Raw genomic sequence first — 26,868 nt, forward strand, 5'->3', positions numbered from 1 at the left:
AACTTGGTTTAGTTTGGTTTCTTTTTTAATTAGATGCTACTGGATCTGCATTTATACCAATATCCCCAGCCGCCACAATGGTTGTGTCTGTAGGACTAAGCGCTATACTTACATGGGCATCTAACCCAGAAATTGAATCGTAAAAAGACGTATCCGCAATCAGGAAAAATTTATTCTCTGCTAGTTCACCTGTACTACCATTTACATTGTCTAATGGTAAAAGGCTCGTAGTTCCCATACCCACGGCACCTTCTACCAACACCGCCGGATGCAACATCTCATCTATTGTGTTATATAAAGAAATTTGTACCAAAGTTTGGTCTAAATCCGTTTTCCAAAAAACGACTCTTCCATATACATTAGAACCCTCTGGGTCTGTTGCCTCAATAGTATACGCCATAAAAGTTTCTACTGTACCACCGCCATCTGCAGTTTTCAAAGCTGGCTCTAGACGCTCCAAGTCACAGGATATAAACGCTGCAATTAGAATTATTAACGCGATTATTTTTTTTATATATGATTGTTTCATGTTGTTATTCTTTTAGTTGTATCAATTATAAACTCAATGTCGCCCTAACTAAGTAGTTAGCGCCTAGAGAACCTTGCTGTCCATTACCATACAAATAGAAACCACGCTCTTCTGCTCTGTATAAATCAGGATAATTGTTAAAAATGTTTTGACCTGTTAGTGTAAAGGATAAATTCTTTGAAGCTGCAAAAGTGATTCCTAAATCTGTGGTAAATTGTGCAGAAAAAGTTTGATCAGAATACCCTTGTTCTCCGACATTAGGGAAATTAACATCTGTTAAAGTACCTAAACCATCATCCAATCTAGAGATTTCTCCTATATAGTTACCTCTTAACATGGCAGACCACTTACCAAAACTATATGTAGCCGTTGCTATAAAATTGGTGTTAGGCACTCCTTTTTCAAAAGAGCCAATTACAGCACGGTCAATGTATAAATCTTCTAATTCTTGGTCTGATAAATTGGTATTTAAATCGGGAACATTAGCACCATCAAATGTACGCTCAGAAAATATGGCAGAAAGATTTAGGTTCAACATTCCTTCTCCTAAACGATCATTATAATTGGCTACAATTTCTACTCCTTTTGTACTTACGTCCCCTCCATTAATTCTAAAACTAGCCAAACCAGAACCAATCAAAGGTTCTAATACAGGAGCATCTGCCGCACTAAAGTTACCTGTTGAAAATAAACGGTCTTTAATACTTATTGAATAAGCGTCTATACTCAAATCTAACTTTTTAAATAGTTTAGCTGTTATACCTAGGGAAACATTGGTAGACCTTTCTTCTTCTAATTGGCCAATACCAATAGCTTTTGCTACCGCACTATTATTAGGATAAAGTGTACCATCAAAAGGGTCTAAGTCCACAAAGAATGTAAAGGTGTGCGAGTAGTTTAACTCTTGAAGCGAAGGAGCCCTAAAACCATTACTAAAAGAACCTCTTATTGCCAAATCATCCGTGATAGAATAACGGGTAGCCAATTTACCTGTAAACACTCCACCAAAATCTGAATATTGTTCAGTACGTAATGCACCACTTAAAAGCCAATTGTCCGTAACATCTAATTCTGCATCAAAATACAAACCCGTTACCGACCTAAATTCATTAGCCTCATTTTCTGGAGCAAAACCTCTAAAACACTGACAGTTTGGACTGTATTGTAAAACCGGATAAGAACTAGCATCTGCCGTGGACAAAACTAAAGGATTTCCGTTTTCATCTACAATGGGATTGCCGCTCAAATCTTCTAGCGGAAAGCCATCTGGACCTATAAGCAACTGGTCGTCTTCTGCTGCATAAAACACACCTTCATCGCCAGCAGCAAAACTTTCTGGCTGCCCTCTTTCAATCACGTAATTTTCTATCCTAACCTCTGCTCCCATCGCAATATTAAGACCTGCTAAAAACTCAGGAAAATATCGAGACAAGTCAAAATTTAAGGTGTTCTGGGTAAATGAGTGCGTACCTAAATCCATCTCTGTTGGTGACTCTGCTCCCAAACTAGCATTGAACGTATTAAATTGCCCATAGTTTTGCTTGTTTGTACCAAAAGTGTTGCTAAAATCAAAATCCCAATCGCCCAGTTTACCATCTACCCCAGCCGTTAATCCTAAGTTAGTTTGTGTTATAATCATCTGTGGTCTAAAGCCATTAGGATATAAATCATAACTAAACCGGTCTGTTTGTGCAGACCTTCTGTAGAAACAGCCAAAACCATCTGTGTTCTTGTACCCAAAATCCCCAAAAGAATAAAAGTTAGATTCTGATGTACTAGAAAGTGGAATCTCTAGGTTGTACGCTACTGTACCCAAAACCGAAGCAGATAAACCAGCAAATGTAGATATATCTCTTGCGGTTAACCCTCTTGCTGCTAATAAACCAGCGTCCGTTCTTAGTTCCGCTGCTAAAGCATCGTTTCCAGCAGCTTGAGCGGCCAGTAATTCTGGATTCGTAATGATAATATTGCCTTGGGCATCTGTTCTTTCATTATTTAAATAAGAAGAACCATAAGGTGTTGCCCCACTAATGTTTGGCCTTATTGCCGCTTCGTTTTGACGATATAAACCAGTTATGTTAAAATAACCTCCATTTTCAAAGCCTATACCATAATTGGCCCCTAACTGATGTGTAAATCCATCTAAACCATCTGTATCTTCTAACAAAGCTTGGTCAGATTCACTTAAATTAGAATCGCTCAAATCTGGATTATTATTGGTGTAAAAACCTAATGAATAATTTGCAGTAAACTTATTAGTTCCCTTTTTAGTAACTAGGTTAATAACCCCAGCAATAGCATCAGAACCATATTGTGCTGATGCTCCATCTCTTAAAACCTCTATACGGTCTATAGCATCGGTAGGTATAAAATCCATATCTACAGAATTGGCTGCAGAACCAGTAGCAGAACCAATTAACTGCGCCCCACTATGCCTTCTTTTACCGTTTACTAACACCAATAGTTGATTGGGTCCTAGCCCTCTTAACTGTGGCGGATTTACAGCTGTACTCAAATCTCCTCCTTGTGAACGAACCGCTGTAAAAGACGGAGCAGAGGCCACAAGCATCTGAGCTACATCTAACTGTGGCATATTAATTTGTTGTTTGCTGATACTGATGACATCTACGGGTGCTGTAGTTTCTAATTTTGTTCTTGCCTGTCCTCTAGTGCCCACCACTATTGCCTCTGCCAATTGTTGGGCACTAGTTGCAAGCGTTACATTTATGGTTTTTTTATTAGCAATGGGGACACTTTTGGTTTCAAAACCTAGCCCAGAAAAAACTAGGACTCCAGTTGCTGGCACCCCAATACTATAGTTACCTTCAAAGTCTGTAGTTGTCCCTTGTGTGGTTCCTTTTAAAATAACATTTGCCCCTGGCACAGGAAGACCTGTATCATCTACCACACGCCCAGAAACGGTAATTTCTTGCGCTTGCGCCGTAAAATTGAATAATAAGATAGTTAAGAAATAGAGAAGTTGTTTCATAAGTTTTCGGATTTTTAAGGTTATTTCATGAAGCCATACTCCCTATCTGATTACTCTTTTAATCAAGGGGGAAATTCTTCATTGAATTCAAGTTCCGGAAACTCAAAACCTCAATCATACAATCGCATAACTGATTAGTGCCAATTTAGTTAGCGTTTTGAATATTAAAAAATTAACATATTTATCTAGTGCCTTTTTTAACCTTAGCAACAATGTAAAAAACTACTATATTTTTAGTTTTTACAGTTATTTCTGCAAATTTTAAAATGATTTAGAGAATACCTGTCAACAAATTGCAATACTGGTATTTATTATTAAAAATGGCTTTTTTATGAATATGAGATTTAAACGGTTTTTTATTAACGATGTGTTAATTTATACCGTTGATTTTTAATAGTTGCATCTGTCATTTTATTACAAAGGCGCGTATCTTTAATAGCCTAGCACATTAATCATCAACCTATTACGCCATATGAAACAGAAAATGGACCACATAGACTACCAAATAGTTGACTTCCTTACAAAAAATGCGCAAATGCCTTATACAGAAATTGCTAAAAAACTTATCATTTCATCTGGCACAGTACATGCTCGGGTAAAAAAAATGACTGAGATGGGCTTTATAAAAGGAGCAACACTAGAACTAGATTATGCTGCTATAAATTGCAAAATGACCACTTTTTTAATGCTCCATCTAAACAACCCTGTAGATTATATTAAAGTGATAGACCAATTAGCCACCATAAAAGAAGTAGTTAAAATTCATCATATTAATGGCAAGTATGATGTTTTGGTAAAGGTACATACGCAAGACAACATCCATTTTAGAAACGTTTATCAGCAAGAAATTCTCACTATAAAAGGCATTAAAAAAATAGATTCCTTTCTTTCCTTGGAAGAGAAACTGTCTAGACATATCTCTTTTTCCCCTGACAACGCATTATTTTCTTAAGGCGAAGGGTTTGGAATTGTATTGTGTATTTCTTCTATCCCCTCTAAAACGGTATTGGGTAGGGTTATGTTAATAGAAGCTATGTTTTCATCTAGCTGTTCTAAAGATGTTGCACCAATAATATTACTGGTTAAGAACGGTCTTGTGTTCACAAAAGCTAATGCCATTTGCGCTAAAGACAACCCATGTTCTTCTGCTAAAGCAGCATATTTTCTGGTAGCCGCAACAGCATTCTCATTGCTATATCTATTGTATTGCGGAAATAAAGTTACCCGTCCCTTTCTTGGTGGCACTTCTCCTAGATATTTACCACTTAGGGTACCAAAACCCAAAGGTGAGTATGCCAAAAGCCCTATACGTTCTCTCATGGCAACTTCTGATAGACCAACTTCAAACAATCGGTTAAGTAAATTGTACGGATTCTGTATGGTTTGCATGCGCGGTAAATCCTGATGCACCTTACTCTCTTCTAAGTAACGCATGGCGCCCCAAGGCGTTTCATTAGAGATACCAACTTCTCTAATTTTACCTTGTCGTACCAAATCCCTCAACGTTTCTAATACTTGATGAATATTGTCCTCCCAAAAATCGTGCTGGTCTGCATCATAACCACGTTTACCAAAATAGTTGGTATCGCGTTCTGGCCAATGTAATTGATATAAATCTATATAATCTGTTTGCAAGCGCTTTAAACTGCCTTCAACCGCCGTAATTAAAGCGTCTTTAGCAAAACCTGTAGTTCTAATGAATTTTGTATAATCCCCATTTCCCGCAATTTTAGTTGCCAGTACTACCTTTTCCCTATTGCCTGTTTTCACAAACCATCTACCGATTATTTCTTCTGTAACCGCATACAACTCTTTTTTGGCTGGCACTGGATATAGTTCTGCCGTATCAAAAAAATTGACCCCCTTATCTAATGCAAAATCCATTTGGGCGTGACCTTCTTCTTCAGAATTTTGCCTGCCCCAGGTCATAGTCCCTAAACAAATTTTACTTACTCTAATATTGGTATTGGGTAATCTGGTATACTTCATCTTGGTCTAATAAATTCTAAATGGGTAAAATTAGGACAACATCGCCCTAAAACCTTTTAAAACATTGTTATTTCTAATCTATTTCTAATAAAATAGGGCAATGGTCACTGTGTTTAGCTTCTGATAAAATTACAGAACGCTTTAGTCTGTCTTTTAAAGAATCGTTCACCATTCCGTAATCTAATCTCCAGCCTTTGTTATTAGCCCTAGCGTTTGCTCGGTAGCTCCACCAGGTATAATTATCTGGCTCTGGGTTAAATTCTCTAAAACTATCTATAAAACCGCTTGCTATAAAATCTCCTATCCACTCCCTTTCTACAGGTAAAAATCCAGAAACATTTTTGTTACGCACTGGGTCATGAATATCAATTGGTTGGTGACAAATATTGTAATCCCCACAAACCACTAAATTAGGATGTGTTTTCCTAAGTGTATCTGCATACTTTTGAAAATCTGCCATGTACATTAATTTATGATCTAAGCGTGCTATATTGGTTCCGGAAGGTAAGTACATACTCATAACAGAAATATCTCCAAAATCTGCTCTTATGTTTCTACCTTCAAAATCCATATAGTCTATACCTGTGCCGTACTCTATGTGGTCTGGTTGTTTTTTACAGAGTAAAGCCACACCGCTATACCCTTTTTTTTGGGCGCTAAACCAATAGTTATGCTCATAACCCGCCTCTGCAAACAAGCCCAGGTCTAATTGCTCTTTCATGGCTTTAGTCTCTTGCAAGCATACCACATCTGGGTCTACCGTTGCCAACCAATCTAAAAAACCTTTATTTAATGCTGCACGTATGCCGTTTACGTTATAAGATACTATCTTCATCCTCTAAATTTGCTTTAAAAATAGCCATTTTTATACCGATGAAAGTTTATTTTCCATGGATATTACCGATAGTTGTATTGCTTTTCACTGGGCAACAACTTAGCGCTCAACAAGATTCTATCACCTTTTTAGACGAAGTTATTTTATCTAAATCGCTCACCATTAAAAATGCTTATGGTATTACCCCCTCTAGCAGCATAACCTCAGCACAAATTGATGCTTTTGGCCCTTTAGACGCTCCGCAAGTATTAAATCAGATTCCCGGGGTCCATGTACTTTCTGGAGCTTTGAATACTAACCGCATTACCATGCGGGGAATTGGCGCTAGAACACTATATGGGACGGATAAATTACGGTTGTACTATAACAATATTCCTGTAACAAATGGTAGTGGGTTTTCTTCTATAGAAGCTTATGATTTAGCAACCTTAGGCCATATTGAAGTTATAAAAGGACCCAAAGGTGGCAGTTATGGCGCTAATTTAGGTGGCGCTATAATTTTAAATAGTAAAGCTCCAAATGCTGGTAATTCTGAACTTAAAAGCAGCACTACTTTAGGTTCTTATCAATTATTAAAAGAAAATATAAGTTTAAGCCAGCAAACCGATAAATTGCACCTAAATGTGAGCTACAATAGTATTGGCACCAACGGATATAGACAGAATAATTCTTTTGACCGTGATGGTATTTTAGTAAACCTTGGCGTTTTACTTAATAAAAAGAGCAAACTAGATGTTTTGGTGAATTACATAGACTATGTAGCCCAGATTCCTAGCTCCATAAATAAAACGGATTTTGAAAATAATCCTGAAATTGCAGCTGCCAACTGGAATGCTGCTCAGGGCTTTGAGGCTAACAAATATACTTTAGCGGGAGTAAACTACACCTATAGTTTTAACCCTATGCTAACTAATAGCACCAGTATTTTTTATACGTATTTAGACCATTTTGAGCCAAGACCTTTTAATATTTTAGATGAATTTACTAGCGGATTTGGTTTACGTTCCGTTTTTAAAGGGAAAGCCTTAGGGGGTAACTTTAGTTTTGGAACTGAACTTTATAAGGACGAATATTTTTGGGAAACCTTTGAAAATTTATACCGGGAGAACAACGATAACGGCAGTTTACAAGGCGATAAACTAAGTGAAAATAAAGAGTTTAGAACGCAATGGTTTGGCTTTGCAAACTATAATTATCCGCTATCTGATAAATTAACGGCACAAGTAGGATTATCCGTTAACATCACGTCTTACGATTTTAACGACCGCTTTGTAACCGATGGTACAAATAGCTCTGCGGAGCGCAAATTTGACCCCATATTTAATCCAAGTTTTGGCTTGCAATATACTTTGACGAATGGTTCAATTTTTGCCAATGTAAGCCGTGGGTTTTCTAATCCAAACTTAGAAGAAACTTTAACCCCAGATGGAGTGATAAATCCGGATATTGCTCAAGAAACTGGTTGGAACTATGAAATTGGATTGCAACAATCGCTTTTAAAGAAAAGAATTCATCTGTCCGCCAATGCCTATCTTATGAAAGTGGAGAATCTTTTAGTAGCAGAACGGGTAGGAGAAGACCAATTTATTGGTAAAAACGCAGGGAAAACGACGCATAAGGGCATAGAACTAGACCTTAAATCCAATTTAACATTAGCACCAAAGTGGGACTTACAGCCGTATGCCAACTACACCCTAAGTCTACATCAGTTTAACGAATTTGTGAATGATGGTATTAATTATAATGGAAACGCCCTAACAGGCGTACCCAAACACCGACTAAACACAGGTTTTAGCTTACAACATTTACATAAGTTTGGATGGTATCTAAATCACAATTACGTGGCAGAAATACCTTTAGACGATGCAAATACCGTTTATAGTGATGCTTATAACATCTTCCACACTAAAATTTACTTTACCCCCAAACTAAGTCCTATTTTAGAAACCCAATTTAACGTTGGTATAAATAATATTTTTGACACCAATTATGCCCAATCTGTGTTAATTAATGCCGTTGGTTTTGGTGGCAATCAGCCCAGGTATTTTTATCCAGGCAATGGTCGCAATTTTTATATTGGCTTACATGTCAAGTATAGCTTATAAAAAAAGCGACCTAGATTAACAGGTCGCTTTTAATTTTAAATACCTAAAAATTCTTAGGCCTTAAATCTGTCTAAATTCATGACTTTGTTCCACGCTGCAACAAAATCGTGAACAAACTTTTCTTTAGCATCATCTGTAGCATACACCTCTGCCAATGCTCTTAACTCAGAATTAGAACCAAATATCAAATCCGCTCTAGTACCTGTCCATTTAACATCTCCAGTTCTTCTATCTTTACCATGGAACACCTGCTCGCTGTCATCTGCCGCACTCCATGTGGTTGCCATGTCTAAAAGATTAACAAAGAAATCATTACTTAGCGTACCAGGCTGGTCTGTGAACACTCCGTGATTAGAACCATCAAAATTGGCATTCATGCTACGCATACCACCTACTAAAACTGTCATTTCTGGAGCAGTTAAGGTTAGTAATTGTGCTTTATCTACTAATAATTCTTCAGGAGCTGCATCAAATTTAGGATTGTAATAGTTTCTAAAACCATCAGCAATTGGCTCTAAGGCCTCAAAAGATTCCGAATCTGTTTGTTCTTCTAGAGCATCCATTCTTCCTGGCTTAAATGGCACTTCTATAGCATAGCCTGCATCTTTTGCCGCCTGTTCTACACCTGCTGCACCACCCAAAACAATAAGGTCTGCTAAAGATACTTTCTTATCACCAGATTGAGCATCATTAAAGTCAGACTGAATTTTACTTAAAACCTCCAAGACTTTACTTAACTGCTCTGGGTTATTCGCTTTCCAACTTTTTTGTGGCTCAAAACGGATGCGTGCACCATTTGCTCCTCCACGCTTATCAGAACCACGGAATGTACTTGCAGAAGCCCAAGCCGTGCTCACTAATTCTGATACAGAAAGTTCAGAGGCTAGAATATTCTTTTTTAACTGTGCTACATCATCACCATTCACCAACTCATGGTCTACTGCTGGGATTGGGTCTTGCCAGATTAATATTTCACTTGGAACCTCATCACCTAAATACCTATTCAACGGCCCCATATCCCTATGCGTAAGTTTATACCATGCTCTTGAATACGCATCTGCAAACTCCTCTGGGTTTTCTAAAAAGTGTCTAGATATCTTTTCATAATCTGGGTCCATACGCAAAGACAAATCTGTAACCAACATAAATGGCGCATGCTTTTTAGTTGGGTCGTGTGCATCTGGTACTGTACCAGCACCTGCATCTCCTTTTGGTTTGTACTGCCATGCTCCAGCCGGACTTTTAGTTAGCTCCCATTCATAATTAAATAGGTTTTCTAAATACTTATGGCTCCATTTGGTTGGCGTATCTGTCCAAGCACCTTCTAGACCAGATGTAATGGTATCTGCTCCCATACCAGTACCAAAATTATTTTTCCAGCCCATACTTTGCATTTCTATACCTGCTCCTGCAGGTTCAGCTTCCAGATACTTTTCTGGATCAGCGGCACCGTGTGTTTTACCAAAAGTATGTCCGCCTGCAATCAACGCTACAGTTTCGTAATCGTTCATTGCCATGCGGCCAAAAGTCTCTCTAATATACTTAGCAGCCTCTACAGGATCGGGATTACCATTGTGCCCCTCTGGATTTACATAAATTAAACCCATATGAGCAGCGCCTAAAGAGCGTTCTAGACTACCACCCTCATAACGTTTATCACTCCCAAGCCATTCTGTCTCTGAGCCCCAATATATATCTTCTTCTGTTTGCCAAATATCTTCTCTACCACCAGCAAAACCAAACATTTTAAGCCCCATGGACTCGTGAGCTACATTCCCAGCTAAAATCATTAAATCTGCCCATGAAATTTTTTTACCATACTTTCTTTTAATGGGCCAAAGTAAGAGTCGAGCTTTATCTAAGCTAGCGTTGTCTGGCCAGCTATTTAATGGAGCAAAACGTTGAGAACCAGAACTAGCACCACCACGACCATCGTGTATTCTATACGTTCCTGCAGAGTGCCACGCCATACGGATAAAGAATGGACCATAATGCCCATAATCTGCTGGCCACCATTCTTGACTCTCTGTCATTAAATCTGTTAAATCTTTTTTGATTGCTTTTAAGTCTAACTTTTTAAACTCTTCTGCGTAGTTAAAATCCTTATCCATTGGATCTACTAGTGTAGAGTGTTGCCTAAGAATATTCAAATTCATCTGGTTAGGCCACCAATCTTTATTAGAAGTACCACCACCAGGTGCAGTTTTACTCATTTCGCCATTCAAAAATGGACATTTAGCAGAATCATTAACGTCCCACGCCTCGTTTGTGTGCTGATTATTTCCCATTATAAAGTTGTTTTAGTATTGATAACAGTGTGAAATTAAGTCTGTTTCCCTTAAAATTAATTGATTGATAATTCATTTACATTATCTAAGTATTAATTTTTCTTATAGAAACTTTGATAATCATCATTTTTCCAAATAACTACTACTCTAGTTGTCCACTACAAGCCCGTATTTACTTATTATGCAGCAGTGCTATTAACTCGTTAAAAAGAACATTGTGCTGTATTGTTTATTGAACATAAGCTAGACAAGCGGTTTCCCTTATTCGCTGCGGCATTTAATCGTATTCATCAATGACTGTACAGTTTCTGTCTATATCAAAAAATGAATTATCGCCTTAATAATTAAGAATTTTAAAAAGAAAGCTTTCAATAATTATTACATCTTGATTTTTAACACCTCAAATCAATTTAAAATGAATTATCAACCTAAAAACAACAACTAATGAAAAAATTAGTTTTAAGTGCTTACCTTCTTCTAATAGCATCGCTAGCCTTTGCACAAGAATGGAACAATTTTCCTGTACCTGCATATCCAGGCGCCAATAAAACATGGCAATTAGTCCCCAGTGCTTCGGATGATTTTAACTATCAATTTAATGCAACCAACGCTAAAAGTAATTTTGGTAGTGGTAAATGGTACAATTTTTACCATAACGGGTGGGATGGTCCAGGTACAACCTATTGGAAATACAATCATGTTTCTGTTAATGGTACTGACTTGGTTTTAAAAGCCTCTAGATGGAAAACCGCTAATGAGCCACAACCTATATCTGTGCTACCTAATAAAATGAATAGACCTAATGATGGTATTAATGCAGGTTGTATCACGAGTAATTCTAGGGTTAAATACCCCGTTTTTGTAGAAGCTCGGGTAAGCGTAGCGGATATTGTTTTGGCCTCTGATGTCTGGTTATTGAGTCCAGACGATACACAAGAAATAGATATTATAGAATGTTATGGGGGTAATGAACAAGGCAATGCTTTCTTTTCTGAATTTATACATTTAAGCCATCATTCTTTTGTAAGACAACCGTTTACGGATTATCAACCTAGGGATTTTGACAGCTGGTGGAGCCAAAACGGAGTTTCTGATTGGGGCTCTTACCATTGGAATAATGGAAATAGGCGCTATGTAAGGATTGGGGTGCATTGGATTAGCCCTACCCATTTTGAATATTATATTGATGGTAATTTGGTTAGAGTTTTATATGATAAGGCCGTTGCCACCAACAGAAACGGGACCTGGAGCTATACCTATCCTACCATGACTAATGGTCAACTAGATTTTGATGCTGCGACTGGTTTTCAAAAAATGATTACCTATGCAACAGCAAGTAATTATTCTTTGAGTACACTACAAGCAGCTAGTAATGCAAGTTCTGTTAGTATAATAGACCCTTACAACTATCAGAATGGCAATGGATTTACTAAAGAGATGGATATTATAATTAATGTGGAGTCACAGAATTGGCACGTGGAGGCCAACCGTACCCCTACAGATGCTCAACTAAACAATCCTGCGCGTAATACTATGAAGGTGGATTGGATTAGAACATATAAACCTGTTGACACTAACGCCAGTGGAAATAGTATCACCATACAAGCAGAAAGGTTTTCCGCTACTAACGGTTCTTTTAATGATGGCTTAGTTCCTTTTGGAGCAAACAAAGCAGGTACTATTATTAATTATGTTAATGGTGGTGATTATATGGATTACCTTATAAATATCCCTGAGATTGGTGCTTATGAAGTTACCTATACCTATGCAACTCCACTTGCCAACAGAAGTATTGAATTTGGTATTGTAAATACGCCCTTCTTTACAAATACCTTAGCAAATACAGGCAACTGGAACACTTTTACTGATTTTACTATACCACAGCGTGCCAATTTTACGGCTGGCAATCATATCCTAAGAATAAGAGCTGGTAACGACGCATGGCAATGGAACTTAGATAAGATTACTTTAAAAAAAGTAAGCGCCATGGTAAGTTTACAGACTAATATTACAGAAAATAAGGCAGTGGTAGCTCATCCTAACCCAACAAGTAACCAGTTACAAATAACAAATGAAGCAGAGGGGAGTAGATATCAATTCCATACCCTAGCAGGAAAAGAGGCGTTAACGGGCAGCTACAATGGTAATTTTATAGACACTTCTTCTTTAGCAAATGGTATTTACATTTTAACCATAGAGGATGTTGTTTATGGTAAAATTGTCATAGAACAATAAGTTCGGTTCCATAAAAAAGGGAGGTTACTAGTAACCTCCCTTTTTATATCTTTAAATAAAACTTAAATTTTTTGCAACCAGTAGCGAATGTCTACCGCTTTAGATACAATCTCTTTTACTTGGTCTATTGGTATTCTTTCTTGCTCCATAGAATCTCTATGGCGAATAGTAACCGTATTATCTTCTAAAGTTTGATGGTCTATAGTTACACAAAATGGTGTTCCGTTGGCATCTTGCCTTCTATACCTGCGCCCTACAGCATCCTTTTCATCATAAGTAATGTTAAAGTCCCACTTTAATTCATCTACTAATTTTTGGGCTACTTCTGGCAAACCATCTCTTTTAAGCAATGGTAAAATAGCTACTTTATTTGGCGCTAATACAGCAGGTAACTTTAATACCGTACGTGTGCTTCCATTTTCTAGTTCTTCTTCTACCAAACTATTGGCAAAAACTGCTAAGAACATCCTATCTAAACCTATAGAAGTTTCTAGTACATATGGCACATAACTTTTATTTTCTTCTGGGTCAAAATACTGTAGTTTTTTACCTGAATATTTTTCATGGCTGCCTAAATCAAAATCCGTACGAGAATGGATACCTTCTAACTCTTTAAATCCAAATGGAAATTTAAACTCAATATCACACGCGGCATCTGCATAGTGCGCTAGTTTTTCGTGGTCATGAAAACGATAATTATCTGCTCCCATTCCTAGCGATAAATGCCAATTTAGGCGTTTTTCTTTCCAAGCATCGTACCACTCTTTCTGAGTACCTGGCTTTATAAAATATTGCATTTCCATCTGCTCAAACTCACGCATCCGGAAGATGAACTGCCTAGCTACAATCTCGTTCCTAAATGCTTTACCTGTTTGGGCAATTCCAAAAGGAATTTTCATCCTTCCTGTTTTCTGTACATTTAAAAAGTTAACGAATATGCCTTGTGCCGTTTCTGGTCTAAGGTATAAATCCATTGCACTTTCTGCAGTAGCTCCTAGTTTGGTGCCAAACATTAAGTTGAACTGCTTAACGTCTGTCCAGTTTTTAGAGCCCGATAAAGGACAGGCAATTTCTAACTCTTCTATCAAGGCTTTTACATCTGCTAAATCTTCTTTTTCTAACGATTGTCCTAGCCTTTTTAGAATAGTATCTGCTTTCTCTTGATAATCCTTTACTCTACCATTGGTAGCTAAAAATTGTTCTTTGTCAAAAGTAGCTCCAAATCGTTTGGCAGCCTTAGCAACTTCTTTGTCTATTTTAGCTTCAATTTTGGCTACATAATCTTCTACCAAAACATCTGCACGGTATCTTTTTTTAGAATCCTTATTATCAATTAAGGGATCATTAAAGGCATCTACGTGGCCAGAGGCTTTCCATGTGGTTGGGTGCATAAAGATTGCAGCATCTATACCCACAATATTATCATGCAATTGCACCATAGCTTGCCACCAGTATTCACGGATATTCTTTTTGAGCTCTACTCCGTTTTGGGCATAGTCATAAACAGCGCTTAAACCATCATAAATTTCACTAGACTGAAACACATAACCATATTCCTTGGCATGTGATATTACCTTCTTAAAAACGTCTTCTTGATTTGCCATTTGGCAAATGTAAAACAATGGTGCAAAAGAGTAAACCTTATTTTAACTGAAATTCTGAAGAGGTAAGCAGTCTTTCGCCCTCAAATACATTTAAGGTGTAGATTCCAGGTTTTATAGATCCTTCTGGAATTGTAATAGCATCGCATACATCTAGTTCTTTACCCATGTACACAATTTCTACACGTTTGCTATAGGTATTGCCGGCCACATTTATTAGGCTTGCATTATCCTCTATAACGGCCATGTCTGGATCTAAAAATTGAAAGTAAATTACCTTAACTTCACCACGTTCGTTAGGATTACCTAAAATAGTAACGCAACCGCGTAGTTTTTCTATGACGTCTGCCTTGTTCGTTTTTAATGGTCTACCAGCACGCAACCTAAAGCCCGCTCCTTCTGCTTGCTGCATTTTTAAGTAGCTCTTTACTTTAAGTTCTTTGGTTAACTCTAGGTTCTTACGCCTTGCTACCGCCTCTGCTTCTGCCAACGTACTTGTCTTTCCTTTTAAATCTTCTATCTGCCTAACGGTTTTGGAATATTTTTCTGTCAGCAATTGATTGTTGTAGCGTAAGAAATTGTTTTTGATTTTTAAACTATCAAAGCGCGCTTCTAGTTTACGCAGTAATTTGCGGTCTTCTTTTAATTTTAAAATATTAAAGTTTAAGCGGCCTACAGAATCCATCAATTCGTCTATGCGAAACTTAGAAGACTGTAATTCAATATCATTCACCTCATTTAAACCCGCTAAACGGTCTACCTCTGCCTTCATCAAAGCCAGGTCTTTTACCAATAATTTTTTCTCGTCTTCTAGATACACTAATTGGTTTTGACTCTGTGCATAGCTGTAGTAAAAAGCTATGAGTATAGCAATGATGACAGCTACCAAAGCGGCAAGTATTATTTTATAATTGAAATTGGTATCTTGAGATTCCATTTTTTTAGGTAGCTGATATGTAGGTAAAAGTTATGATTTTGAATTGGTCGTCAAATATAATAAACGATATTAACTCTATCCTATTGCCCAAACTATGTTTTGGATGTAATGAACAATTATTTAGGGGAGAACATATTTTATGTACGTTTTGTCGGCACGATTTGCCGTTCACCGATCAAAATTTTTCTGAAGAAAATGCCGTAGACCGTATTTTTTATGGCAGAGCACACATAAGTAAGGCGGCATCGTTCTTGTATTTTCATAAAAATGGCAAAGCAAAACAGCTTTTACACGCCTTAAAATATCAAAATCAGGAGCAAATAGGCAGCTATTTTGGCGCTTGGTTTGGACAGAAAATTGCAAACGATTTTGCTAATATTTCTTTAGCGGGAATTGTCCCAGTACCGCTTCATCCTAAAAAATTAAAACAACGCGGCTACAACCAGTTAGATGGTTTTGGTAAAGCTTTAGCCCATGAATTGAACACTTCATATTTGCCTCAGATTTTGTATAAAACCGCAAATACGCGTACGCAAACCAAGAAAACTAGGTTAAACCGATGGAAAAACGTGCAAGAGCTATACAAAGTTAAAGATGCAACTCAACTTAATGGCAAGTCTATCTTACTTATAGATGATGTAATCACTACTGGAGCAACCTTAGAGGCCTGCATTAATGCTTTACACACCATACCAAATGTAAATATATACGTAGCCACATTAGCCGTAGTTCCTTAACAGAAGTTAACTTTGGCATTACGGAATATGTTGTTTCTTTGTTCTAGCTAAGTATCGCTAATGAAATTGCTCAAAAAATTATTAAGTCTTACCTTTTTATTGTTATCTGTAATCACCCTTTGGCAATGTGCAAGACGGGGCAGCCCCTCTGGTGGTCCAAAAGATATTAGTGCTCCTGTTTTAGAAAAGGCTACACCCCCCAACCTCACTAAAAATTTTAAGGGTAAAAAAATAAAGCTAGAGTTTGATGAGTATATTAAGCTAAAGGATTTACAAGACCAATTGATAATTTCTCCACCACTTAAATACCAGCCAGAAATTACACCACAAGGTTCGGCAAGTAAAAGCATTGAAATTGTTTTTAAAGACACTTTAAGAGAAAATACTACATACACCATCAATTTTGGACAAAGTATTGTAGATCATAACGAAGGTAATCCGTACAATCTATTTACTTATGTATTTTCTACTGGAGATGTAATTGATTCTTTGACGCTCAGCGGCGCGGTTAAAGATGCTTTTAAGAGAAAGGCAGACGAATTTATTAGTGTGATGCTTTATGAAATTGATACTGCTTACAACGACTCTACCATCTACAAATACCCACCAAATTATATGACCAATACTTTAGATAGTTTACCCATATTTAAGCTTAGCTATTTAAAAGCTGGTCAATACAAACTATTTGGATTAAAAGATGCAGGCAAAAACAATGTTTTTGACCAACGCGCAGATAAAATAGCGTTTTTAGAAGATACTATTACCCTGCCCACTGACTCTATTTATTTACTGAGTCTGTTTAAAGAAGTACCCGATTTTACCGCAGCAGTACCTTCTTATGTGGCAAAGAACAAGATTATTTTTGGATATTCTGGTGCTGGAGATAGCACGCAAATAACTCCACTCACTATTTTACCAGACAGTGTTAAAACAATAGTGAAAAAAGAAAAAGACAAAGACACTCTAAACTATTGGATTACCCCAACAGATTTAGACTCTATTGTTTTTAGTGTTACCAATAACCAATGGAAAACTAAAGATACTTTTACGGTAAAAACAAGAAAGTTGGCTTTAGATAGTTTAAAAATAAGCCCAAGCCATAGCAGTAGAATTAATTTTAGGGAGCAATTTAAATACACTGCCACTACACCGTTAACAAACATAGATTCATCCTATTTCCAGGTATTGAATATAGATTCTACTCAAGTAAGTATTTCTCCTATTCTAGATACGATAAACAATGAGGTTGCCCTTAATTTTGAATTACTAGACAATCAAAAGTATTATATTACAGCGCTACCTGGTGCTATGACTGATTTTTTTGGCCAGGCCAACGACAGCATAAAAACAACCTTAACTACAGGTAGTTTAGCAGATTATGGTGATTTAACATTTAATCTTGCTGGCAATGTAACCTTCCCCGTAATTGTACAACTTACAGATACGAAAGATGAACTGGTAAGGGAGATTACATTAACCGAATTTACACCTATAGATTTTGGCCAACTACTTCCTGGAGAATATAGGGTGCGTGTTATTTTTGATGCGAATGAAAATGGCAAATGGGATACAGGTAATTTTTTAAAAGGAAAACAACCAGAGAAAATAATATACTATCCTGATGTGATGGATATCAGGGCTTTCTCTGAGTACGAAAACACCTTTACGATAGCAGAGTAAAAGCATCTTTATCATCTAAAAACCGAAGCTTTTCTCGGTTTTGAGTAATATGATTTTTTGACAGTTGTACGTGTAGCACCTCGTCCTTTTCTGAAAAAGCTAAAGGATTACCCAAAACATCATATACGGCAGAATGTCCTGGATATTCATACCCATACCCATCTATGCCTATTCTATTCACCCCAATACAATATGCCATATTTTCTATCGCTCTGGCTTTTAGCAAAGTATCCCAGGCAGTAATTCTAGGCTTTGGCCAATTAGCGACGTAGAGCAACACATCATAGTCCGTTGTATTCCGAGCCCAAACCGGAAAACGTAAATCATAACAGATTAACGGGCAGATGCTGAATCCCCTAAACGGTATGGTGATTTTTTTTATTCCAGACTTATAGACCTTGTTCTCTCCCGCCAAAGTAAAGGTATGTTTTTTGTCATAGGCATGTAAATCGCCACTAGGCGCTACAAACAATAACCGATTGTAATAATCTTCTTTTTCTTTAAAAGCCAAGCTCCCAACAATAGCAGCATCCTTTTCCTTAGCCAAGGTTTGCATCCACGCAACGGCCTTTTCTGTTTCCTGTTCAGAGATAATTTGCGGTTGCATTGTAAACCCTGTGGTAAACATTTCTGGTAATACTATTACATCTGTATCCGCATCTATAGCCTTAATCTTAGTTTCCAATTGTTTTCTATTGGCTACAGGGTTTTCCCATAATAGATGTGTTTGCACCAATGCTACGTTTAAATCATTCTTCATCCTAATCTGAATATACCTCTAACTTATTCTCTAATACCATAGCATGCAGCTGTATTAGTTGCGATTTTAAAATTCTTGGTGTAGAAAGCTCTGGCAGGTTTTCTAGGGCAAACCATGCAGCATTTAGCATATCAAATCCATGATTTAATTCGCCCCCAACCATTGTACAAGCATATACTAATTTATAAATGTAGAAAGGCTCTTCTGGGTGTGGATGCCGTTGCTTATCATAAACAGCTAACAAGCGGTTTACCTTGACCGCAATACCTGTTTCTTCCCAAACTTCTTTTTCTGCCACCTCTTTTGGTGTATTGCCAATATCTGCCCAACCACCTGGAATAGTCCATTTACCATCAGAACCTTCTTGGGCTAAAAGAATATGACCAGCATCATTCAACACAAAAGCACGTATATCTACTTTAGCTGTAGGATAATCTTCTGGTGGCATAAAAAAATGCTTTAATTGTTTAAGTGGAACATCAGTAACACTTCCTAACAATTCCAGTCCTATTTGTTTAAGCTCTGTGTAGCGCTCTTGGTCATAAGGGTCTTGGGCATAAAATAAGCCCAAGTCTGATAAAGAAATAAGCCGTTTTATTAAATTGAGTTGTTCTTGTTTTGCCAAAACTTCTTATTCTAACAAACTCATCAATTCTTTTTTGTCTTGCATTTTTGCATGGTCTAAAGCCGTATTTCCGCGAGCATCTTTAGCTCCCTTATCTGCACCATTTTCTAACAATAATGCCACAATATCTTTATGGCCAAATGTTGCCGCATAAATTAAACACGTTCCACCCATAGCATTGGTTATGTTAACATCTGCACCGCTTTCTATGAGTATTTTTGCTATAGCAGTATAGCCTTTAAAACAAACTCCCATAAGTGCCGTGTTCCCAGTACCGTCTTTTGCATCAATAGAAATTTGGTGTTTTAGCAGTTCTGTAACCACGGCTTCATGTCCGTAATAAGCTGCTAGTATTAAGGGGGTAGACCCTCTATCATCTATCACTTTTACCAAATCTGGTTGCGCTGCTATCATCTGGCCAACTGCAGTAGCGTTGCCATTTCTTATCTCGTTAAAAAAACTGTTTTTTTCTTCCATAATTTCACCATTTGAAGATAGCCAATTTTAAGGACAACTTAGTGTTTAGGGTATGTTAATCTCTCTGGCTTGGAGAAAAATCTTCTGGAGCATTTTGAGGGCTATTTACCGTGTCTGGAGAACCAGAATCATTAAAAACTTGCCATTCTTCTGGTGAGAAGATTGGATTTGCCTTTATAATATTGCTATTGCGGATTGCCTTACCATCTTCAAACTCATGATTGGTACCCGTACCGTCTTCACCTATGACGCCAAAAGCATCTATAACAGTCCCAAATGGGTCTACCAAGAACAGATTATCATCACCATTAGAATCGGCAGGACTATTACTCCCGGCCTCCATATCTGGACTAAAACCATATACCCGTTCAAATTCTGATGCATTCTTAGCGATTATAAGGAATGTATTTGGTTCTAATACAATCTCTGACAAATCTATTACGGAACTTACTTCGGTATTTGCATTGGTATAACGTTGTATAGACCACTTATTCAGAGATAAATTTTCATTACCAGCATAATACAATTCTATAAAACGAGCATCTGCATTGTTATTAGGGTCTGCCAATTCTGTAAAAAATAAAGCATCACTAGTAAATTCAGTAATTACAGCTGCACAGCGTTCTTTAGTAAACTGCACGTCTAAAGTATCTCGTAATACCAGAAAATAATCATTACGTTCCCTTAATAAAACTCCAGTAATAGTACCACTACCAGCTGGTAAAATTGCAGAAGAAAAATCTGAAAAGCCACTTGTTTTCAACATTAAGGTTTCATCTTGGCAATTTAAAAGCATTCTATCCACAGTAACTTGCGGTTGAGCGTAAGTGCTGTCTAACAAGGTAGCATCAAACTCCATATTCTCAAATTGAACTAAGGTGTTAGTTTTGGTACTATCTATATCTTTTAGCGCTAGTTTATTAGGAATTATAGCCCCTTGCTCGCAACTTACAAATAAATGTTCTGGCACTTTGAGTGCCGGTAAACGCCCTACACTTGTGGCACCAAAAGCAACAAAAGTACCACCCAACGTATAAACACCTTTACTTTGTCCTAGGTATAAATCATTAAGGTTTATGGTAATCTTGCTCCCAGGCGGATACCGTAAATGGGTAGCCCTTACATCTAATTGTAATTGCATACCATCTGTTGGATTCTCTGGTTTATCTTGAAAATGCAATACACTAAAAAAGTTGCCCGCTTGGTCAGAAGAGGTTACGTAACCTTCGATAACCAAATCTTGTAATATTTGTACTGTTTCTCCCTTATAAAGACCTTTTACTGCCTCATAAGTAGTGTTAGGTTTCCAAGGCGCTAGGCAATTTTGCTCTGGAGCTTCAAAGTCTTTATCAACTACGCATCCTAAAAAAAACAGCACTAAAAAACCTAAACAAAGTAGTTTTTGGTGCATCCTGTTAATGGTTTGGCATGCTCCAAAGTAGTATAATTAAATGATAACCACAAACAAATCAGCATTATAGGTTTTTGAAAAACTGTATACAACGTTCTTCTGTGTAACTTATATTTTGTTTTCCCCAAAAACCAACATGTCCGCCAAAATCTGGCACCTCTAAATTTAGGAAGTCATTAGCAACAGCTTCCTCATAAGGATAGCATTCTGGTCCTAAGAAAGTATCATTTTTAGCATTTATTAGCAATGTAGGCACTTTTATACCCGCTAAAAACTGCTTGCTACTACATTTGGTATAATAGGTAATGGCATCCTTAAAACCATGAGCAGGACCCGTGTAGACATCATCAAAGTCTTTAAGAGAAGCTATACTTTTTATTTGCTCTACCGAGAGTTTATCGGGAAATTGTGCTTGTTTGGCATATAACTTTTCTAACAAAGTTTTTTTAAACCGTTTAGAATACAATGCATTATTAGAGGCCAAAAGTTTGGCACAGGCACTCTCTAAACTACAGGGCACAGAAACCGTTACAGCACCTACTATTTTGGAAGACAAAACGCTCTGTTCTCCAAGATATTTTAAGATAACATTGCCACCAAGACTAAAACCTTTTAAATAAAGTTGCTCGTACTTCTTGTGTTGCAAAATATGTGCAACAACTTGGTGTAAATCTTTTGATGCACCTGAATGATAACTTTTATACAACCTATTAGGCACCCCACTACAACCTCTAAAATTCACTGCACAAACATCGTACCCGTTTAAATTAAGAGATTTTGCAGAACCTGTAATGTAATGTCTTTGCGCATTACCCTCCAAACCATGCAACAATATGCATACCTTATGAGTAGGCACTTTGCTCTCGCTCCAATCCAAATCCATAAAATCCCCATCTGGTAGTTCTAGACGCTCCCTGTTTTGAATAACATCATTTATCTTTCTAAAAACACCTGCATAAATGGTAGAAAAATGCCCATTTCTAAAAATAAAAGGTGGTTTGTAGTCAGAGGGAATTAAAGGCATGTTAAAGCTTTTATAGTACCAAACTACAATTTTACGCAAGCATAGCCATACTAGAAAAGTTATATTATTTTTAAAGGATAGCTAAACTTTAGCAATAAGATGTATTCTTGTTTAAAATACCTATGCAAAACCCGCTTTTTAGAAACTGGACACAGATTAACTTTTAGGCGTAATAGGACTATTTTTAAAGCTTAAAAAGGATTTATGAAAGACGAAAAGTTTCCAGAATTAACAGCACGGCAAATTGCACAATTGAAGCAATTTGGAACCATAGAGCATTTTTCAGAAGGTACTACCATCATTAAAGCAGGCGACCAGCAATATGATTTTTTTGTGGTAATGGACGGTCAAATTACCATTGAAAATCCGGCTAATAAACATCAACCTTTAACCATTCATAAAAAGAATGAATTTACTGGGGATAGCGGTATGCTATCTCACAGAAGTGCTCAGTTTAATGGAATAGCACAGGCTAAAACCTGCGTACTGCGTTTAACATCTCAACAACTAAAGGAAGCTATTGCCAAGCATAGCGAAATAAGTGATGTATTATTGAATGCCTTTTTATTACGGCAAGAAACAGTACTTTCTCAATACCAAGGTGGCTTAAAATTAATAGGTTCTTCTAATTCTAAAGAAACCTATGCTATTCGGGATTTCATGGATAAAAACCATCTATGGTATAATTTTTTAGATGTTGATGCTTCAGAGGATGCGGAAGCCTTATTAACACATTTTGGACGCACTAAAGAAGATTTGCCCCTTCTCATTAATAGCGAAGCAGAAATCTGCCAAAACCCATCGCTAGAACAACTTGCTACCTACACCGGTGTTCTAATGGAATTTGAAGACATTGTTTTTGATTTGTTAATCATTGGCGCAGGACCAGCAGGCTTAGCGGCCAGTGTTTATGCCGCTTCTGAAGGACTAAATGTAGTAACAATAGATAGTAAAGCGCCTGGAGGACAAGCGGGCAAGAGCTCCAAGATTGAAAACTATTTGGGATTCCCCACAGGAATTTCTGGTAGTGATTTAGCCAACAGAGCTTACGTACAGGCTCAGAAGTTTGGGTGTAATATATCTATACCTCATCGCGCAGAAAAAGTAACCCACAATGAAGGTTGTTTTACCGTAACTGCTACAAATAACAAGGTAATACAGGCCAAAGCTGTAATTGCTGCCACGGGTGCAGAATACCGTCAATTACCCCTTTCTACCATAGAAAAATACGAGGGTAGCGGCGTTTTTTATTCCGCTACCGGAATGAATGCATCTGCCTGTAAAGACGAATTGGTTGGCGTTGTTGGCGGGGGTAACTCTGCAGGGCAAGCAGCGCTATTTTTAGCAGACCACGCTAAAAAAGTTTTTGTTATTATAAGAGGAGAAGACCTTGGGGCAAAAATGAGTGATTATTTAGTTCAACGCATTTTGGCCGCTGACAACATCACCGTTTTAAAAAGCACAGAAGTAAAAGCATTACACGGTCAGTACCATTTAGAATCGGTTGTATTACAACATAAAACAGAGGGTGAAAAGCAAGAGAAAATTACTAATCTATTTACGTTTATTGGCGCCAAACCTTGCACGGATTGGGTTGTAGATTTAGTGGAGACTGATGAAAAAGGTTTTATCTGTACAGGTCCTGGCATTGATGCTAAGAAATTGTTAGCCTGTGAGATTTTTAAAACTCGAAAACCGCAATCTCTAGAAACTAGTATTCCAGGCTTTTTTGCCGTGGGCGATGTCCGTAAAGGCTCTGTTAAACGGGTAGCATCTGCCGTTGGTGAAGGTTCTATGGCCGTAAGCCAAGTACATCAGTACCTGGCCGACCTTAAAAAAATATCTATCTAATAAAGTTAGTCCTTAGGAAAGGTTTCTAACAATTTAGCTTGTTCCTCTATAGCAGATTTAAATTCGGTTTTAAGTTTAGTCACTAAATCTGCAACAGGCAAAGTATCTTCTATACTAGCAACCCCTTGGCCAGCACTCCAAATGGTTTTCCATGCTTTTGCCTCCGTATCCATTTCTTTACCAAAATCTATTTTTTGATCTTTTGCTAAATCTTCCTCTGTGAGTCCGGCAGCTGCCAAACTTTTACTCAAGAAGTTTGCATGCACTCCAGAAATTGCCTTTGTGTAGGTTACGTCACTAGCGCCAGAATCCTCAATCATATCTTTATACGCTGTAGGCGCTAAACTTTCTTTGGTATTGATAAATCGTGTACCCATATATGCTAAATGCGCTCCCATCTGCATAGCAGAGGCAATATCTCTACCGTTAGAGATACAACCCGATAAAATTATCGTCTTATCAAAAAACGTTTTAATCTCTGCCACCAAGGTCATAGGATTTATAGTACCTGCATGACCCCCGGCACCTGCAGCCACTAAAATTAATCCGTCTACACCAGCTTCAGCAGCTTTTTGAGCATGCCTCTTCTTAATTACATCGTGGAAAACTAGGCCACCATAGCTATGGATTGCATCTACCACCATTTGTACCGCTCCTAACGAGGTAATTACTAAAGGTACTTGGTGTTTTACGCACAATTTAACATCTGCCTCAACTCTTGGATTGGTAGGGTGTACCACTATATTGACACCAAAAGGAGCCGCTTTTTTACCCGTTTCCTCCTCCCATTGCTTTAATTCGGTTTTAATTTGGATTAACCATTCTTCAAAACCTTCACTAGAACGTTGGTTTAACGCGGGGAATGTACCTACTATTCCGTTTTTGCAACATTCTATAACTAATTCTGGACCAGAGATTAAAAACATAGGCGCAGAAATGGCTGGCAAGGAAAGTTGATCTATAAAAGCTGCTTTTTGGCTCATTGTCTTCAGTTTAAATTTTTAGATAATTCAGCTTAAATATAAAGCTACTCTTCAAATCTATGTTATTTTTGTGAATACTATGCATGCATAATAAAATTTAGTACTATGTTTTTAAAGGATTTTGAAGTTCGCTGGAGTGATGTAGATGCCAACAGACATTTGGCCAATTCTGCTTATATTAACTTTATGAGCCATACCCGTATGGCCTACTTAACCCAAATAGGTTTTGGGCACAAGGAGTTTGAACAGTATGGGATTGGTCCGGTAGTTTTTTATGAACACATGTACTACTTTAAAGAGGTTTTCCCAGGCAAACCTATACGCGTTTCTCTAGAATGGAAAGGCTTAAGTGAAGATGGAATGTTTTTTGAATTTCATCACAACTTTTACGATTATAAAGGTAGAAATGTAGCACATTGCGAAATGATGGGTGCTTTTATTGATATGAAAAAGCGAAGTTTAACAGGATTACCTAAAGAGATTTTAGACGTTTTCTTACAGGAAGAACGTGCAGAAGATTTTAGATTTTTAACCAAAAAGGATACACGCAAATTTGCAAAAATCCCTAAGGACTTGGCTTAGGCTTTTTACTTGCCAAATAAACACCCACTAATACAAAGGCGCCAGCTATTACCTTTATAGGACTTAGCTGGTCTTTACCTACTAGTACAGCAAAAATTATTCCCATAACAGGTTGCAGATAAATGAATGCTCCTAGTGTGCTTGGCTTTAATTGGCGCATGGCAAAAATGTTAAACAAGTAAGTACAAAAGGTAGTCCCTACTACCACAAAAGCTATAGTACCATAAGCCCAGAGCGGCATTTGTGTCCAAGAAATTGCTGCAAATTCTGTAAAAGTAACGGGCAGATTTATGAATATCGCCAGGGTAAACAACCATTTCATAAACGTAAATGGGTGGTATTTTTCTACTAATTTTTTGGCTACAATAAGGTACCCTGCATAAGAGACTGCATTAACAATGAGCAGGGCGTTCCCCACAGGAATATTAGGCGCATCTTGCCGCAATTCTTGACCAAATAAAATGGAGGCCAACGCCCCAATAAGACCAAGCCCTATACCAACCCCTTTTCTTAAAGAAACCTTTTCCTTTAAAAAAACGGCAGAAAGTAATACAATTACTATTGGACTAATAGTAATGAGTACCGCACTATTAATAGGAGTAGACAATTGTAAACCCTTAAAAAACGCAAGCATATTGGTCACCATCCCTAGGGTGGCAGCTACCAACATTCGTAAATAATCTTTCCTATCTATTTTTTCTTTAGGACCCCAGAAAGAAACAAGCCAAAATAGTATTGCTGCTCCCGTAACCCTAAGTTGTATAAACCCAAAAGGTTGTACATAGTCTGGCATTACGCCTTTGGCAATAGTATGCGTAAGCGCATAGATAAAGGTTGCCCCGAAGGCCGCTAGAATTGCTAGCGTTCTTTGGTTCATCCGTGTAGGGCTTCTTTAGCGGCTTCTACTTGTTTTTTAGCATTGCCAATAAAAATGCTATCATCTACCACAATTACCGGTCTTTTTAAAAATGTATAGTGTTCTAAGATTAGATTTTTATAATCTTCTTCTGTTAGGGATTGGTCTTTTAACCCGCGTTGTCTAAACAACATAGCCCTTCTACTGAACAAAGATTCGTAGCTATCTGTTAAGCCTCTCATGACTTCTAATTCCTCCGGGGTAACTCCTTTTTCCTTAATTTCTCTTAGCTCCACCCCATCTAAAGGTTGTAATTCTTCTAAGATTTTTTGGCAGGTTTTACAAGTGGCTAGATAAAATATTGTTTTCATGCT

General features: G+C 37.4%; 22 protein-coding genes. 7 read left to right on the forward strand and 15 right to left on the reverse strand.

The genetic code is table 11. The annotated features are described in order from the left end of the window. Positions 1 to 25: 25 nt before the first annotated feature. Both HCO57_RS09700 and HCO57_RS09705 read right to left on the reverse strand, forming a co-directional pair. A complete protein-coding gene (locus tag HCO57_RS09700) occupies positions 26 to 529 on the reverse strand; it encodes a hypothetical protein (protein ID WP_167988864.1) in 504 nt (167 codons plus the stop codon). A gap of 25 nt (positions 530 to 554) precedes the next feature. Beyond that, complete coding sequence (locus HCO57_RS09705) at positions 555 to 3,518, reverse strand: TonB-dependent receptor (RefSeq protein ID WP_167988865.1); 2,964 nt, start codon at positions 3,516 to 3,518, stop codon at positions 555 to 557. A 472-nt stretch (positions 3,519 to 3,990) separates the two neighbouring features. Here HCO57_RS09705 and HCO57_RS09710 point away from each other — a divergent pair, with 472 nt between their 5' ends. Further along, positions 3,991 to 4,470, forward strand: a complete 480-nt coding sequence (locus HCO57_RS09710) for an Lrp/AsnC family transcriptional regulator (protein ID WP_167988866.1) — start codon at positions 3,991 to 3,993, stop codon at positions 4,468 to 4,470. Here HCO57_RS09710 and HCO57_RS09715 read toward each other — a convergent pair. Together HCO57_RS09715 and HCO57_RS09720 are read right to left on the reverse strand one after the other, a co-directional pair. Continuing rightward, entirely contained in the window at positions 4,467 to 5,507 is a 1,041-nt protein-coding gene (locus HCO57_RS09715) for an aldo/keto reductase (RefSeq protein WP_167988867.1), read from the reverse strand. The two genes, HCO57_RS09710 and HCO57_RS09715, sit on opposite strands and share 4 nt — an antisense overlap. 73 nt (positions 5,508 to 5,580) lie before the next feature. Further along, positions 5,581 to 6,342, reverse strand: a complete 762-nt coding sequence (locus HCO57_RS09720; protein WP_167988868.1) for an exodeoxyribonuclease III — start codon at positions 6,340 to 6,342, stop codon at positions 5,581 to 5,583. A gap of 38 nt (positions 6,343 to 6,380) precedes the next feature. Here HCO57_RS09720 and HCO57_RS09725 point away from each other — a divergent pair, with 38 nt between their 5' ends. Next, a complete protein-coding gene (locus HCO57_RS09725; RefSeq protein WP_167988869.1) occupies positions 6,381 to 8,447 on the forward strand; it encodes a TonB-dependent receptor family protein in 2,067 nt (688 codons plus the stop codon). 53 nt (positions 8,448 to 8,500) lie between these two features. Here HCO57_RS09725 and katG read toward each other — a convergent pair whose 3' ends face one another. Next, complete coding sequence (gene katG / locus HCO57_RS09730) at positions 8,501 to 10,735, reverse strand: catalase/peroxidase HPI (RefSeq protein WP_167988870.1); 2,235 nt, start codon at positions 10,733 to 10,735, stop codon at positions 8,501 to 8,503. Between the two features lie 444 nt (positions 10,736 to 11,179). Here katG and HCO57_RS09735 point away from each other — a divergent pair, with 444 nt between their 5' ends. Then, a complete protein-coding gene (locus tag HCO57_RS09735; RefSeq protein WP_167988871.1) occupies positions 11,180 to 12,970 on the forward strand; it encodes a T9SS type A sorting domain-containing protein in 1,791 nt (596 codons plus the stop codon). Positions 12,971 to 13,032: 62 nt separating this feature from the next. Here HCO57_RS09735 and HCO57_RS09740 read toward each other — a convergent pair whose 3' ends face one another. Together HCO57_RS09740 and HCO57_RS09745 are read right to left on the reverse strand one after the other, a co-directional pair. Then, positions 13,033 to 14,574: a glycine--tRNA ligase gene (locus tag HCO57_RS09740; protein ID WP_167988872.1), complete on the reverse strand. Its 1,542-nt coding sequence runs from the start codon at positions 14,572 to 14,574 to the stop codon at positions 13,033 to 13,035. Positions 14,575 to 14,611: 37 nt separating this feature from the next. Beyond that, positions 14,612 to 15,508 carry a hypothetical protein gene (locus HCO57_RS09745; protein ID WP_167988873.1) on the reverse strand — a complete coding sequence of 299 codons (897 nt, stop codon included), beginning with the start codon at positions 15,506 to 15,508 and terminating at the stop codon, positions 14,612 to 14,614. Between the two features lie 38 nt (positions 15,509 to 15,546). On the opposite strand from HCO57_RS09745, the gene HCO57_RS09750 reads away from it, so the two are divergent. Together HCO57_RS09750 and HCO57_RS09755 are read left to right on the forward strand one after the other, a co-directional pair. Next, positions 15,547 to 16,245, forward strand: a complete 699-nt coding sequence (locus HCO57_RS09750) for a ComF family protein (protein ID WP_410492686.1) — start codon at positions 15,547 to 15,549, stop codon at positions 16,243 to 16,245. Between the two features lie 60 nt (positions 16,246 to 16,305). Then, positions 16,306 to 17,925 (forward strand): Ig-like domain-containing protein, encoded by a 1,620-nt coding sequence (locus HCO57_RS09755; RefSeq protein WP_167988875.1) that lies wholly within the window; start codon positions 16,306 to 16,308, stop codon positions 17,923 to 17,925. On the opposite strand, the gene HCO57_RS09760 is transcribed toward HCO57_RS09755, so the two are convergent. The 5 genes from HCO57_RS09760 to HCO57_RS09780 form a co-directional block, all read right to left on the reverse strand. Then, positions 17,909 to 18,685 (reverse strand): amidohydrolase, encoded by a 777-nt coding sequence (locus HCO57_RS09760; protein WP_136950488.1) that lies wholly within the window; start codon positions 18,683 to 18,685, stop codon positions 17,909 to 17,911. The two genes, HCO57_RS09755 and HCO57_RS09760, sit on opposite strands and share 17 nt — an antisense overlap. 1 nt (position 18,686) lies before the next feature. Next, complete coding sequence (locus HCO57_RS09765) at positions 18,687 to 19,310, reverse strand: NUDIX hydrolase (RefSeq protein ID WP_167988876.1); 624 nt, start codon at positions 19,308 to 19,310, stop codon at positions 18,687 to 18,689. Between the two features lie 6 nt (positions 19,311 to 19,316). Continuing rightward, complete coding sequence (locus HCO57_RS09770) at positions 19,317 to 19,787, reverse strand: ankyrin repeat domain-containing protein (protein ID WP_167988877.1); 471 nt, start codon at positions 19,785 to 19,787, stop codon at positions 19,317 to 19,319. A gap of 55 nt (positions 19,788 to 19,842) precedes the next feature. Next, the gene (locus HCO57_RS09775) at positions 19,843 to 21,198 is read right to left on the reverse strand and encodes a DUF5689 domain-containing protein (protein ID WP_167988878.1); all 1,356 of its coding nucleotides are present in this window, start codon (positions 21,196 to 21,198) and stop codon (positions 19,843 to 19,845) included. 64 nt (positions 21,199 to 21,262) lie between these two features. Next, complete coding sequence (locus tag HCO57_RS09780) at positions 21,263 to 22,222, reverse strand: YheT family hydrolase (protein WP_167988879.1); 960 nt, start codon at positions 22,220 to 22,222, stop codon at positions 21,263 to 21,265. A 204-nt stretch (positions 22,223 to 22,426) separates the two neighbouring features. Here HCO57_RS09780 and HCO57_RS09785 point away from each other — a divergent pair, with 204 nt between their 5' ends. Next, positions 22,427 to 24,073: an FAD-dependent oxidoreductase gene (locus HCO57_RS09785; protein ID WP_167988880.1), complete on the forward strand. Its 1,647-nt coding sequence runs from the start codon at positions 22,427 to 22,429 to the stop codon at positions 24,071 to 24,073. 5 nt (positions 24,074 to 24,078) lie between these two features. Here the strand turns inward: HCO57_RS09785 and HCO57_RS09790 are convergent, their stop codons facing one another. After that, positions 24,079 to 25,056 carry an NAD(P)H-dependent flavin oxidoreductase gene (locus HCO57_RS09790; RefSeq protein ID WP_136950482.1) on the reverse strand — a complete coding sequence of 326 codons (978 nt, stop codon included), beginning with the start codon at positions 25,054 to 25,056 and terminating at the stop codon, positions 24,079 to 24,081. 105 nt (positions 25,057 to 25,161) lie between these two features. On the opposite strand from HCO57_RS09790, the gene HCO57_RS09795 reads away from it, so the two are divergent. Continuing rightward, positions 25,162 to 25,638 (forward strand): acyl-CoA thioesterase, encoded by a 477-nt coding sequence (locus tag HCO57_RS09795; protein ID WP_167988881.1) that lies wholly within the window; start codon positions 25,162 to 25,164, stop codon positions 25,636 to 25,638. On the opposite strand, the gene HCO57_RS09800 is transcribed toward HCO57_RS09795, so the two are convergent. Both HCO57_RS09800 and HCO57_RS09805 read right to left on the reverse strand, forming a co-directional pair. Continuing rightward, on the reverse strand, positions 25,622 to 26,515 hold the full coding sequence (locus HCO57_RS09800) for a DMT family transporter (RefSeq protein ID WP_167988882.1): 894 nt from the start codon (positions 26,513 to 26,515) through the stop codon (positions 25,622 to 25,624). The two genes, HCO57_RS09795 and HCO57_RS09800, sit on opposite strands and share 17 nt — an antisense overlap. Further along, positions 26,512 to 26,865 carry an arsenate reductase family protein gene (locus HCO57_RS09805; protein ID WP_167988883.1) on the reverse strand — a complete coding sequence of 118 codons (354 nt, stop codon included), beginning with the start codon at positions 26,863 to 26,865 and terminating at the stop codon, positions 26,512 to 26,514. Before HCO57_RS09805 ends, HCO57_RS09800 begins: the two co-directional genes overlap by 4 nt. Positions 26,866 to 26,868: the final 3 nt, after the last annotated feature.

The sequence above is a fragment of the Croceivirga sp. JEA036 genome (genome assembly GCF_011882165.1).
GTDB lineage: Bacteria > Bacteroidota > Bacteroidia > Flavobacteriales > Flavobacteriaceae > Croceivirga.

Bases quoted from the DNA above. Each gene is read 5' to 3' on its own strand.
- HCO57_RS09785 (WP_167988880.1), top strand. From the start codon at position 22,427: ATGAAAGACGAAAAGTTTCCAGAATTAACAGCACGGCAAATTGCACAA.
- HCO57_RS09745 (WP_167988873.1), bottom strand. From the start codon at position 15,508: ATGGAATCTCAAGATACCAATTTCAATTATAAAATAATACTTGCCGCT.
- HCO57_RS09720 (WP_167988868.1), bottom strand. From the start codon at position 6,342: ATGAAGATAGTATCTTATAACGTAAACGGCATACGTGCAGCATTAAAT.
- HCO57_RS09760 (WP_136950488.1), bottom strand. From the start codon at position 18,685: ATGAAGAATGATTTAAACGTAGCATTGGTGCAAACACATCTATTATGG.
- HCO57_RS09755 (WP_167988875.1), top strand. From the start codon at position 16,306: ATGAAATTGCTCAAAAAATTATTAAGTCTTACCTTTTTATTGTTATCT.
- HCO57_RS09740 (WP_167988872.1), bottom strand. From the start codon at position 14,574: ATGGCAAATCAAGAAGACGTTTTTAAGAAGGTAATATCACATGCCAAG.
- HCO57_RS09775 (WP_167988878.1), bottom strand. From the start codon at position 21,198: ATGCACCAAAAACTACTTTGTTTAGGTTTTTTAGTGCTGTTTTTTTTA.
- HCO57_RS09710 (WP_167988866.1), top strand. From the start codon at position 3,991: ATGAAACAGAAAATGGACCACATAGACTACCAAATAGTTGACTTCCTT.
- katG (WP_167988870.1), bottom strand. From the start codon at position 10,735: ATGGGAAATAATCAGCACACAAACGAGGCGTGGGACGTTAATGATTCT.
- HCO57_RS09705 (WP_167988865.1), bottom strand. From the start codon at position 3,518: ATGAAACAACTTCTCTATTTCTTAACTATCTTATTATTCAATTTTACG.
- HCO57_RS09790 (WP_136950482.1), bottom strand. From the start codon at position 25,056: ATGAGCCAAAAAGCAGCTTTTATAGATCAACTTTCCTTGCCAGCCATT.
- HCO57_RS09780 (WP_167988879.1), bottom strand. From the start codon at position 22,222: ATGCCTTTAATTCCCTCTGACTACAAACCACCTTTTATTTTTAGAAAT.
- HCO57_RS09700 (WP_167988864.1), bottom strand. From the start codon at position 529: ATGAAACAATCATATATAAAAAAAATAATCGCGTTAATAATTCTAATT.
- HCO57_RS09770 (WP_167988877.1), bottom strand. From the start codon at position 19,787: ATGGAAGAAAAAAACAGTTTTTTTAACGAGATAAGAAATGGCAACGCT.
- HCO57_RS09800 (WP_167988882.1), bottom strand. From the start codon at position 26,515: ATGAACCAAAGAACGCTAGCAATTCTAGCGGCCTTCGGGGCAACCTTT.
- HCO57_RS09795 (WP_167988881.1), top strand. From the start codon at position 25,162: ATGTTTTTAAAGGATTTTGAAGTTCGCTGGAGTGATGTAGATGCCAAC.
- HCO57_RS09725 (WP_167988869.1), top strand. From the start codon at position 6,381: ATGAAAGTTTATTTTCCATGGATATTACCGATAGTTGTATTGCTTTTC.
- HCO57_RS09735 (WP_167988871.1), top strand. From the start codon at position 11,180: ATGAAAAAATTAGTTTTAAGTGCTTACCTTCTTCTAATAGCATCGCTA.
- HCO57_RS09715 (WP_167988867.1), bottom strand. From the start codon at position 5,507: ATGAAGTATACCAGATTACCCAATACCAATATTAGAGTAAGTAAAATT.
- HCO57_RS09805 (WP_167988883.1), bottom strand. From the start codon at position 26,865: ATGAAAACAATATTTTATCTAGCCACTTGTAAAACCTGCCAAAAAATC.